Source organism: Sphingobium sp. C100, from assembly GCF_000508185.1.
GTDB lineage: Bacteria > Pseudomonadota > Alphaproteobacteria > Sphingomonadales > Sphingomonadaceae > Sphingobium.
The window spans coordinates 1-11,675 of record NZ_AYOY01000169.1; the positions used below are offsets into that span (position 1 = coordinate 1).

The following is an 11,675-nucleotide window of genomic DNA, read 5'->3' on the forward strand; positions in this document are numbered from 1 at the left end:
CTGACGGCATGGCCGCCACGACGGGCGTTGGCACCGGCACTGGATCGGGGGTGGTCGCGACCTGCACCGGAGGCACCGGGGTGTGCACGATCGGCGGCGGCGCGACAACAGGCGGCTGCGATGGCGGCGAGGACGCTTCGGCGGCGGGCGGCGGCGGCGGCGTCAGGTTGACCACGGTCAGCTTCGCCTCGCGCGCGCGGACATAGGTCTGGCGCACCTGAACCATCGCGAAAATCAACGCGCCATGCAACAGGATGATGAGCGCCACCACCAGCAGGTTCGGGCGGGAACGGACGCCGTAGCGCTCCGTCACGACGCTGGAAGCTATGGTGGTGACGGTGGGCGGCACGACGCGGATGGGAACGGACGGCGTGTCATCGACGCTCAGTTCCTCAATTCCGTCCTTTGCCAATCGTAACATGCCAGCCCTCCCCGGCTCTTCGTGTCCGCCTTATCGCGTCGCTTAATGCGTATCAATTGCAAATATTGTCTATTATCGCCTTGGCTGCACCCGGACCGGACGGGCGGCGGCCCGAGGAGGAGCGACCGCCGCCCGCCCGCACCCCCGACTTGGGACAATGCCGGGGGAATGGCCCTGCGTGGCGCGATCAGGTCTCCGACCAGAGACGCAGGAGATTATGATAGACGCCGGTTAGTTGAAGTATCGCGCCTTCGTCCGCCCCCTGGCGGGTCAGCGTCTGAATGGCCATGTCCTGTTCCAGCAGCATCCGCCGCTGCCCGTCGTCCCGCACCAGGCTTTGAATCCAGAAAAAGGATGCGAGGCGGGCGCCGCGCGTCACCGGCTCCACCCGATGCAGGCTGCTGGACGGATAGAGGATCAGGTCACCCGCGGGCCTGGCGACCACATGCTCGCCATAAGTGTCGCTGATGACCAGCCTGCCGCCGTCATAATCGTCCGGGTCGTTCAGGAACAGGGTGCAGGAAATGTCCGAACGCATCTGCTCGGTTTCGCTCAGGCTCATCACGCCGCCGTCGACATGGAAACCATATTCGCCCCCACCCGCATAGCGGTTGAAGCGCGGGGGCAGGATTTTCCGGGGCAGCGCCGCCGCGAAGAAGAGCGGGCTGCGCTTGAGCGCGGCGAGCACGGCCCGGCCCAGATCCGCCCTGAGCGGCGAGGTGTCGGGGAGCTGCTCGTTATGCTTGACCCTGGCCCCCTGCACGCCGACGGTTTCGCGACCATCCGCCCAATCGGCGGCATCCAGCCGACGACGAAATTCAGCGATTTCCTCAGCGCTCAGAATTTGGGGAATATGGACCAGCATGAGCTTTCCGATGGCTCAGGACGCGGCGGAGGAATATCCCCCGCCATCATCCCGCAAAGATCAGAAGCGGAAATCCGCACTGAACAGAAAGGTTTGCGGCGTACCCGGCGTGTAGCGGTATCCGCTCTTGTTGATCGCCGCAATATAGTCCTTGTCGAACAGATTATAGGCGTTCATCCGCAGGTTGATGCTGCTGGTGACGGCATAGGACAGGAGCGCGTCCACCACCGTGTAACCGTCGGTCCTGGACGGCGTGCCGACTGCTCCATCCGTTCCCCGGTGCAGGCCCGCGACATAGCGCACGCCACCGCCGACCTCCAGGCCGAAGGGCAGACGATAGGCCGTCCAGCTCGTGAAGCTGTCGTCGGGCGTGTAGGCCAGGCCCGACGTGCCGTCGGCATTGACCAGCGAACCTTCCGTCACCTTGGTGTCGAGATGGGTGTAGCCGGCCGAAATCGACCAGGCTTCGGTGATGTTGCCGACAGCCGAAAGCTCGATACCCTTCACGCGCTTGGAACCGCTCTGGATGTCGGAGACGTCCGAAGCGTTGATCTCGTTCAGCACCTTGGTCTGGAACACCGCCGCGTTGACCGCCAGCGCGCCGCCCAGCGCACTCCACTTGACGCCGGCCTCGATCGTCTTGGCCTTTTGCGGGTCCAGGGCAGGATTGTTCGCGTTGGTCGCCGAATCACTGAGGGTGAAGTTGCTGCCGCCCGGCGGCTGCTGGGACAGGGCATAGTTCACATAGAGGCTGAGCGTTTCGACCGGTTTGAAAACCGCGCCCAGCTTCCAGTTGAACAGCGTGTCCTTGGCCGTCAGGTCAGCGGTGTTGACGAGCGATCCGGTCGGAAGCTCGCCGCAGGGGATCGGGTTACGTCCACCAACACCGCACGCCCCGGTGGCGAAATAGGTGGTCTTGTAGTGATCGAAGCGGATGCCGCCGGTCACCAGCAGCTTGCCTTCAAAGAATTTCGCGGTGTCGAACAGATAGAAGGACTGGGTGTCGGTCTTGCCGCGGGCGATGGCGCCATTGCGTGAGACGCTGAGCGTGCCCACATCATCCCAGTCGGGATTATACAGATTGGCGGCCGGTCGCGTACCCAGCGCGGTCTGTCCGTAGGACATCTGCTTCTCGCTGGTGATCTCGATGCCCAGGCTCAGATTATGCTCTATCGCGCCGGTCGCGAAATCCGCCCGCAGGTTGAGCTGGTCCGTCAATATCCGGTTGGTCACGTCCTTCAGCGTCGTGTTGCTGCGCGCCATTGTATAGGTCGACAGGTCGTTGGGATCGGTCCAGCCGATGTTGCCAGCCATCGGGTCCGTCGCGTTGCCGCCGGTCGACATGAAGGCCGACAGCAGATAATCCTGCTTCGTCTCGCCCCAGCGCGCGACGTTGGACAGCTTCACCGAATCCGAAAAGTCATGCTCCAGGATCAGCGTGGCCATCTTCGCGGTGACATCGTCATGATCGTCGCGCGTGCCGTAGAAATTCTCCGAATCAACTGGATGACCGACAAGCTGCTCCAGGCCGGGCTGCGGCACCCAGTGCTTGATGCCTATGGTCGGCACCAAGCCGTCGGGGATATTATCCTGGTTCACATAGAGCAGGTTGAGCCAGGCGCGGGTGGATGTGCCCAGGCCCAGGCCGATGGACGAGGCGAGACCGACGCGCTGGTTGTTGACATGATCGCGACCGGGGACGTCGCTGTCCTGCCACACCGCGTTCAGACGGAAGGCGGCGTTGGGCAGGCCATCGATCGACTGGTTGATGTCGGCGGTGGCGCGCTTCTGGCCATCGACGCCGACGGACACCATGCCGGACAGGGCGTCGTCGGGCGACGCTTTCTTGCTGACCATGTTGATAGCGCCCGTGGGAGCGGTGCGCCCATTGTCGGTGCCCGCAGGCCCCTTCTGGACCTCCACCTGTTCGGTATTGAAAATGTCGCGCGAGATCGAACCGAGGTCGCGCACCCCATCGACGAAGATGCTGCTGGAGGTGTCGAAGCCGCGCATATAGACGGCGTCGCCCGTGGTGGTGTTGCCATTTTCGCCGGCATAGAAGGTGCCGACGCCTGGGCTGTTGCGCAGCGCTTCGGTCAGGGTGGTCGCGCCCTGCTGGTTGAACAGCTCCTTGCTGATGATCTGGATGGTCTGGGGCGTATCCTGGAGCGGCTGCGTGAATTTCGGTGAGGACAGCGTGTCGATCTTGATGCTTTCGTCATCGATCGCGGTGTCGGTGACCGTCATGCCGCCCAGCCTGGGGGCAGGAGCCTCATCCTGCGCATGGGCGCCGCCCACGAAAGCCGCTGCGCTGAAGCAGCTGAGCGCCAGGAAGGACGGCATGGATGTGATTTTGCTCATGAAACAGAAACCCCCTTTAGTTGATCTGTTGGGGCGCCTGCTATTGCGAATCGTTCTTACTGTCAACGATAATGCGAATAATTCTTATCAGTGTAACTGCCTCGCCCGATCAAACAGCCAGCAGCGTATAGCGCTGGCGAGATTTGGCGCCGGGTCGGCTGCCAGTCGGGAGACGTCTATCCGGGCTATCAAGGCATTGAGGGGAATATTTTCCTGTCCCGCCGCCAGGCGCAGCGCAGCCCAGAAAATAGGTTCCAGGCTGATCGCCGTCTGGTGGCCGGCGATGGTGACGCTGCGCTTGACCGGCGGCGCGAAAGGCGACCCCGCAGGATCTTCGGGGTCGCCCTGCTGCATCAGTACATGTGCTGGCCGCCGTTGATCGACAATGTGCTGCCGGTCACGAAGCCCCCGTCCTCACTGCAAAAAAAGGCGACGCCGCGCGCAATTTCATGCGCCTGGCCCAGGCGGCCGACCGGGATTTTCGCGACGATCTTCTCCAGCACGGCCGCGGGCACGGCGGCGACCATGTCGGTGTCGATATAACCGGGCGCGATGGCGTTGACGGTCACGCCATATTTCGCGCCTTCCTGCGCCAGCGCTTTGGTGAAGCCATGAATGCCCGATTTAGCGGCGGCATAGTTGACCTGACCATATTGGCCGGCCTGGCCGTTGATCGACCCGATATTGACGATACGGCCCCAGCCGCGCTCGCGCATTCCGCCGAAGGTCGCCTTCGCCATGTTGAAGCAGCCGCCCAGATTAATGCGCATGACTTCATTCCAGTCGTCAAAGCTCATCTTCGAGAGCACGCCATCGCGGGTGATGCCGGCATTGTTGACGACGATGTCGATGGGACCAAGCGCCTCGGCCACCTGAGCGCAGCCATCAAGGCAGGCCTGGTGGTCGCCCACATCCCATTTGAAAGCGGCAATGCCCGTGGCGTCGGTAAAGGCTTTCGCCTTTTCATCATTGCCGGCGTAGTTGGCAGCGACGGTATAGCCCATATCCTGGAGCGCCAGACTGATCGCCTTCCCGATGCCTCGCGTTCCGCCAGTCACGATCGCCACCTTCGACATAAAAGCGTCCTCTTCCCAAATAGGGTCAGTCCATCCAACCCGAAAGCTCGCGGCTCATCAGCCTCTGATAAAGGGTGATAGCCTCCGCCGATGCGTTTAAACAGGGCAAATAGGCAAAATTTTCGCCGCCCTCAGCCAAAAATACATCCTTCGCACGCAGCGCGATTTCTTCCAGAGTTTCGAGGCAATCCGCCGAGAATCCCGGCGTGACAACCGCAATGTTGCGGACACCTTCCTGCACCAATTTGGTGAGCGTGGCTTCGGTTTCCGGTTCAAGCCATTTGGCCCGTCCGAAACGCGACTGAAAGCTCATATGCACCGGCATCGGCAATGCCTCGCTCAGCAGCCGCACCGTCTTCACCGACTGGCAATGATAGGGATCGCCCAGCTTCAACGTCCGCTCCGGCATACCGTGAAAGCTGGCCAGCAAGGCGTCCGGCCTGAAGGGCAGCCGCGCCAGATGCCCCTCGATCGAGGCTTGCAGCGCCGCAATATAGGCAGGGTCGTCATGATAGGGCGGCAAGGTGCGGACCGCAGGTTGCCAGCGCATTTTTCTCAGGGCTGCAAAGGCGGCGTCATTGGCGGTCGCGGTGGTCGCTCCACTATATTGCGGATAGAGCGGCGCCAGCAAGATCCTGTCGCAGCCGGCCGCCTTCATCGCCGCGAGGCGTGAGGCGATCGCGGGGTTGCCGTAGCGCATCGCCCAATCGACCACCACCCGCTCTCCCATCGCCTGTTGCAGTGCGCGGGCCGTCTCGCGCGTATGCACCGCAAGCGGCGAGCCTTCCGCCATCCACACCTGCTGATAGGCGTGCGCCGATTTTTTCGGGCGGGTCGTCAGGATCGCGCCGCGCAATATGGGTTGCCACACTAGCGGTGGAATTTCGACCACGCGCCGGTCGGACAGGAATTCCGCCAGGTAACGGCGGACCGATTTCGGGTCAGGCGCGTCGGGCGTGCCGAGATTGATCAGCAGGATGCCGACCTTGGGTTTGGGGATGGCGGGATGGTCGTTCGGAAGGGTCATGGCGTTCCCACAAGCGGCAGGCTGCGCATTCGCTGGCCGGTCCAGGTGTAAAGGGCATTGGCGATCGCGGGCGCGACCAGAGGCGCGACCAGGTCGCTGACGCCCGCGGGATCGGCGGTGCTGCGGATCATTTCCACCGCCACCTCGCCGACATCGGCCAGTTGCGGCAGATTCATGCGGCCAAGGATCGCGCGGGTCGGCAGGCCGTGCTCATAGGGGACCGAAGCGCCGGTGGCGTAGGCGAGACCGTAGACAAGGCCGCTTTCAATCTGTTGGCGGGCAATGTCGGGATTAACCTGATCCCCCGCATCCACGGCCGCAATGACGCGCCCGACCGTCAGCCCGTCGCCGCGCATCGCCGCTTCCACCATGACGGCGGCATAAGCCCCGCCCGTCATGTGCGCTGCCATCCCCTGCCCGCTCCCAGCGATGCCCCCCTGCCAGCCGCCCATCGCCGCGGCGGTGGAGAGGCAATGGGCGAGGCGCGGGTTGCCGCCGAGCATTTGGATGCGAAAGGACATGGCCTCAATATTGGCGAGATGCGCAAGTTCGTCTATGAAACTTTCGGTGAAGAAGACGCTGTGCAGATAGGCGTTGCCGCGCGCGAAACCCAGCGGCAGGCCGACATTGGCGGGGTAGTGATCGACCGCCCAGTTGGGGATGGCATAAGGCGGAACCATGCCTGCAACGGCCAGGCGCGTGGCCTTGTCCGCCGCATCCTCCGCCGCCTCGTGCGGCAACCGGCCATTGGCGATGCGCGCCCAGGTCTGGGTCATCGCGCAGGGCGCAGCCACCTTCGCCAGCCAGCCTTCGATGGCGCCGTTGCGGCCGATCTTGGCGGCCATGCGGGCATGGGCCGGGGCGCTGGGTCGATCCTGGATCACATCCTCCAGCCGCGACCATTGCAATTGGACGGGGCGTCCCATGTCGCGCGCGATGAGGGCAGCCTGGACGCCCGCTTCCCAATCCATGTTGCGGCCAAAGGAGCCACCGGCATGGAGGGGGTAGAGCGTCACCGCATCGCCGGTCAGGCCCAGCGCGTCGGCGATGGCGTTGCGGGCCAGCCCCGGCGCCTGTGTCGCCATCCACACCTCTGCGCCGTCAGCGGTGACGCGGGCGGTGGCGCATGGCGGTTCCAGCGACAGATGGAGGCCGGCATCGACCTGATATTCGCTGGCGAGAATGGTCGCGCCTTCGAACACCGACGCCAGATCGCCCTGACTGTAAAGGCGGCGGCCGGCGCCGCCGGAGAAGGCCGCCTCCAGCGCGTCGTCGATAGCCCCGCTGCTGACCGGCTCGCCGCGCAGGGTGAAAACCGGGTCGGCCAGGTCCAGCGCCTTGTTCGCCGCCCACCAGTTGCTGGCGACGGCGGCGACCCAGCGTTCCTGCTTCACCAGCTTCAGAAAGCCGGTGACGCCGCCGGCGGATCGCTCATCCAGTCCCGCGAGCACGGCATCGCCGATCGGTCCCTGCCGGATCGAGGCGAAGACCATGTCGGGCAGGCGGATGTCGGCGGCGAAATTATGGGTGCCGTCGATCTTGGAAGGCGTATCGAGGCGCGGGAGATCCTGCCCCGACAGGCGTCCATCCTGCCCCTGCCGCAGCGGCAGGATCGCTGGCAGATCGAAGTTCACACCGTCCATCGCCACGTCGCCGATCTTCATCCGGCGTTCGGCGCCGTCGGAAAGGATTCCGTCCTGGATGTCGCAGCTTTCCCACGGAATCGACCAGCGCGCCGCCGCCGCCTTGCACAAAAGCACGCGCGCGGCCGCGCCCGCGTCGCGATAGGCGTCGTGGAACATCGGCATCGATGTGCCGCCACCCGTCAGCATCAGCGCCTCGCGCGTCGCATATTGGCCGATCGCCCAGTCGCCGGCATCGCCCAGCAGCCGCGTCCAGTCGCTCGCCAGCCATTCGCGGGCCAGCAATATGTTCGCGTAAAGGGGGCTGATCGGCGCGCTCTGCACCGCGACGGTGCGCCAGTCGGCGCCCAGTTCGTCCGCCAATATCTGCGGCAGGACCGTGGTGACGCCCTGCCCCATCTCCGTCTGAGGCACGATGACGATGATCTGGCCCGACGTATCAATCTTAAGGAAGGCGTTGACGATGGCTTCGGTCGGCCCCGCGTTGAGATTGGGCGCGTAGCTGCGCGGCCAGACGCCCCAGGCGATCAGCAGGCCCGCGGTCGCGCCGCCGCCCACCAGCAATGTCCGCCGGCTGAGCCCGCTATTCCTGTCCGATTGCTTCCGCGGTGCGCGCCCCATGGCAGCCTGATACTGGCGCGCGGCGCCGCTGCCTAGGGCTATTCGGCGCGAAGCGGCGCGATGCCCAGGCGCGGAATTTCTATCGCCGGGCAACGGTCCATCACCACCTGGAGCCCGGCGGCTTCCGCCCGGGCGGCGGCGGCTTCGTCGATGACGCCCAATTGCATCCAGACGCCCTTGGCGCCGATCGCGATGGCTTCATCCACCGCTTCGCCCGCAGCCTCGCTACGCCGGAAGATATCCACCAGATCGATCGGCACACCGATGTCGGACAGACGCGCCCAGACAAATTCGCCATGCACATGTTCGCCCGCAATCTGCGGATTGACCGGGAGCACGCGGTAGCCATGATCCTGAAGGAACGCCATGACGCTGTAGCTCGCCCGGTCGGGCCGGTCCGATATGCCGACCAGCGCAATGGTGCGGGTGCGCTCGAGCAGGGTGGCAATATCCTGCGGATTGGTGAGGGGCATGGCGTTTCTCCTTCAGGCTGACATGGAGAGGACGCGCGCCGATGCAAGACGTTCCCCTGACCCGCCGCCAGGTTGCACCCTTCACTCAGCGAAAATTCAGGCGGCCCGCCCGAGCCACGCCGCGACCTTTTCCGCGATAGCCATGAAGGCGTCGGCATGGGGGCCATCACCCGCCGCCGGAGGATCGCCCGCGTCGGAGCGCCGCCGAATGTCGATGGCCAGCGGGATGCGGCCGAGGAAGGGCATGGACAGCGCGCCCGCCGTGCTTTCCGCGCCACCCTGGCCAAAGGGGTCGGAGATTTCGCCGCAATGGGGACAGGCATAGCCCGCCATATTTTCCACCAGCCCGACCATCGGCACATCCGCCTGCGCAAACAGGCTGACGGCGCGGGTGGCGTCGATGAGCGCAAGATCCTGCGGCGTGGAAACGATGACCGCGCCGGCGGGCTTGTGCTTCTGCACCATCGATAGCTGGATGTCGCCAGTGCCCGGCGGCAAATCGACGATGAGCAGTTCGACATCGCCCCATTCGGCGTCGATCAACTGCCCCAATGCGCCGCTGACCATCGGACCGCGCCAGGCGAGCGCCTTGCCCGGCTCCACCAGATGCGCCATCGACAGCATCGGGATGCCCAGGGCGCCGGTGACGGGCACCAGCTTCTTGTCGCTGGCCACCGGCTTCTGGTCCTCGCTCCCCATCAGCCGCGCCTGTGACGGGCCGTAAATATCGGCATCGACCAGCCCGACCTTGAGGCCGAGCCTGTGCAGCGCGACGGCGAGATTGGCTGACAGGGTCGACTTGCCCACGCCGCCCTTGCCCGAAGCGACGGCGATGATGCGCAGCGGCCGGCGTTCGGCGGTCATCGCGATCCGAACGTCGGTGACGCCCGGCACGGTCAGTGCGCCCTCGCGGATCGCAGCGGCGAGGCCGTCGCGCCGTTCGGGCGCAAGGCCGCCCACATCGAGCGCGAGCGTCATGACGCCGTCCCTGATCCGCGGCGCGCTGGCGCGGCCATCGGTCAAGGCAGTCAAACGGGCGGCGAAATCGGCAAGATCGGTCATGACGACGCCCTCTAGGCAATATTCGCGCCCATTGGCACTGTTTTTCGGACAAGAGCCTTCCTATAGAGGGTGGCATGAGAAGAATTTTCGGGTGGATGCCCGCGATCACAGCGATGGTTCAAGGCCCCTGGGGCGGCAAGAATGGCGGGCCTGAAGGGGACGGCCAAAAGGGCGGCGATGGCGGCCCCCGCAATCCGTGGACCCAGCCGGGCAAGCCGTCCGGCGGCCAGAAAGGCCCTTCGGCGATCGAGGAACTGCTGCGGCGCGGTCGCGAAAGCTTTGGCCAAGGCGGCGGCGGCAATGGCGGCGGCTTTGGCAGCCTGCCCCCGCGCGGCGCCGGCAAGGCGCTGTGGCCGGTCGCGATCGGCATTGTTGCGGTGCTGTGGATCGCGCTGACCAGCATCCATCGGATCGGCCCGCAGGAACGCGGTGTCGTGACATTCGTGGGCAAATATAGCCGCACTCTGTCGCCGGGCATCAGCCTGACCCTGCCGGCGCCGTTCGAGGCCGTCACCACGGTCGATGTCGAGGAAATCCGCACCATCGACATCGGATCGCTGAACGCGGAAAGCGAAAATCTGGTGCTGACCGGCGACCAGAATATCATCGACCTCGCTTATTCGGTGCGCTGGAACATCCGCAATCCCGAACTGTACCTGTTCCAACTGGCCGATCCCGACGACACGGTGCGCGAAGTGGCGGAAAGCGCCATGCGCGCGGTGTTGGCGAGCGTCAGCCTGGACGATGCGCTGGGCGCGGGCCGCAGCAGCATAGAGCAGCAGGTGGAACAGCGGATGCAGCAAATTCTGGACGGCTATAAGTCGGGCATCCGCATCCAGGGCGTCGCGATCAAGCAGGCCGATCCGCCAACTGCGGTGAATGACGCGTTCAAGGCCGTGTCGGCCGCGCAGCAGACGGCCCAGACCTACCTCAACCAAGCGCGCGCCGCCGCGCAGCAGGTGACGGCCAAGGCGCAGGGCGAAGCCGCCGCTTTCGACAAGGTCTATGAACAATATCGGCTGGCGCCCGAAGTGACCCGTCAGCGCATGTATTATGAAACCATGGAGAGCGTCCTGGCGAACGTCGACAAGACCATCGTCGAGGGGAGCAATGTGACCCCCTATCTGCCCCTGCCCGAACTCAAGCGCCGGGCGCAGGCCGCCCCGGCCAAGGATTCTTCCAGCACGGAGGGCCAGTGATGCCCGCATTTCTGCGTCATCCCGTCGCGCTGGCGCTGATCGCGCTGGCCCTGCTGATCGTTGTCGGCAGCACCGTGGCGATCGTGCCTGAAACCAAGCAGGGCGTGGTCGTGCGGTTCGGCGAACCCAAGGCGATCGTCAATCGATACCGCGCCAATGAAAGCTTCGGCAAGACAGGCGCCGGCCTCATCCTGCGGATGCCCTTCGTCGACCAGATCGTCTGGATCGACAAGCGCGTCCTGTCGGTCGAGATGGAACGGCAACAGGTGCTGTCCACCGACCAGCTTCGGCTACAGGTCGATGCCTTCGCCCGCTATCGCATCGTCGATCCGCTGCGCATGTATATCGCCGCGGGCAGCGAGGAGCGGTTGTCCGACGCGCTGCGTCCGATCCTTGGCTCCGCGTTGCGCAACGAATTGGGCAAGCGCCCCTTCGCGGCGCTGCTGAGCCCGGAGCGTGGGCAGGTGATGGACAATATCGAGGCAGGCCTTAATCGCGTCGCGCGCCAATATGGCGCGCAGATCGTCGATGTGCGGATCAAGCGCGCCGACCTGCCCGACGGCACGCCGCTGGAAAGCGCGTTCACCCGGATGAGCACCGCGCGCAAGCAGGAGGCTTTGACGATCGAGGCGCAGGGCGCGAAACAGGCGCAGATCATCCGCGCCGAAGCGGACGCCAATGCCGCGCGCATCTATGCCGAAAGCTATGGCAAAGACCCGAAATTCTATGATTTCTACCGGGCCATGCAAAGCTATCGCTACACTTTCTCGCCCGAGCGCGGGGGAGACAGCAATATCATCCTGTCGCAGGATAATGAGTTCCTGCGGCAATTTCAGGGGCGACGTTAAAAGTCCGTAACGAAGCCGTCAGCTTTGTTACGGAACCAGCACCATTCAATGAGGGTTAAGGGAAGGCGGCGCATTTCAG

General features: G+C 64.6%; 10 protein-coding genes and 1 pseudogene. 2 read left to right on the forward strand and 9 right to left on the reverse strand.

The features are described 5' to 3' along the window. The 9 genes and pseudogenes from C100_RS48665 to C100_RS41070 all read right to left on the reverse strand — a co-directional run. A pseudogene (locus C100_RS48665) lies at positions 1-421 on the reverse strand (energy transducer TonB); the annotation flags it as partial. 187 nt (positions 422-608) lie between these two features. Further along, on the reverse strand, positions 609-1,286 hold the full coding sequence (locus C100_RS41035) for a Fe2+-dependent dioxygenase (RefSeq protein ID WP_024020922.1): 678 nt from the start codon (positions 1,284-1,286) through the stop codon (positions 609-611). 60 nt (positions 1,287-1,346) lie between these two features. Beyond that, entirely contained in the window at positions 1,347-3,647 is a 2,301-nt protein-coding gene (locus C100_RS41040; RefSeq protein ID WP_024020923.1) for a catecholate siderophore receptor Fiu, read from the reverse strand. A gap of 87 nt (positions 3,648-3,734) precedes the next feature. Next, a complete protein-coding gene (locus C100_RS41045; protein WP_024020924.1) occupies positions 3,735-4,001 on the reverse strand; it encodes a ribbon-helix-helix domain-containing protein in 267 nt (88 codons plus the stop codon). Then, complete coding sequence (gene phbB, locus C100_RS41050; protein ID WP_024020925.1) at positions 4,001-4,723, reverse strand: acetoacetyl-CoA reductase; 723 nt, start codon at positions 4,721-4,723, stop codon at positions 4,001-4,003. Before phbB ends, C100_RS41045 begins: the two co-directional genes overlap by 1 nt. Before the next feature lie 25 nt (positions 4,724-4,748). Beyond that, positions 4,749-5,750, reverse strand: coding sequence for a ferrochelatase (gene hemH / locus C100_RS41055; protein WP_024020926.1), 1,002 nt, complete (start codon positions 5,748-5,750; stop codon positions 4,749-4,751). Beyond that, positions 5,747-8,014: a molybdopterin cofactor-binding domain-containing protein gene (locus C100_RS41060; protein ID WP_024020927.1), complete on the reverse strand. Its 2,268-nt coding sequence runs from the start codon at positions 8,012-8,014 to the stop codon at positions 5,747-5,749. The genes hemH and C100_RS41060 overlap by 4 nt, the downstream gene beginning before the upstream one ends. A gap of 38 nt (positions 8,015-8,052) precedes the next feature. Then, entirely contained in the window at positions 8,053-8,487 is a 435-nt protein-coding gene (locus tag C100_RS41065; protein WP_024020928.1) for a CoA-binding protein, read from the reverse strand. Positions 8,488-8,583: 96 nt separating this feature from the next. Then, a complete protein-coding gene (locus C100_RS41070) occupies positions 8,584-9,351 on the reverse strand; it encodes an Mrp/NBP35 family ATP-binding protein (protein WP_200866581.1) in 768 nt (255 codons plus the stop codon). Between the two features lie 293 nt (positions 9,352-9,644). Between C100_RS41070 and hflK the strand changes: the two genes are divergently transcribed. Together hflK and hflC are read left to right on the forward strand one after the other, a co-directional pair. Continuing rightward, complete coding sequence (hflK, locus tag C100_RS41075) at positions 9,645-10,748, forward strand: FtsH protease activity modulator HflK (RefSeq protein ID WP_024020930.1); 1,104 nt, start codon at positions 9,645-9,647, stop codon at positions 10,746-10,748. After that, entirely contained in the window at positions 10,748-11,596 is an 849-nt protein-coding gene (gene hflC, locus C100_RS41080; protein ID WP_024020931.1) for a protease modulator HflC, read from the forward strand. The genes hflK and hflC overlap by 1 nt, the downstream gene beginning before the upstream one ends. Positions 11,597-11,675: the final 79 nt, after the last annotated feature.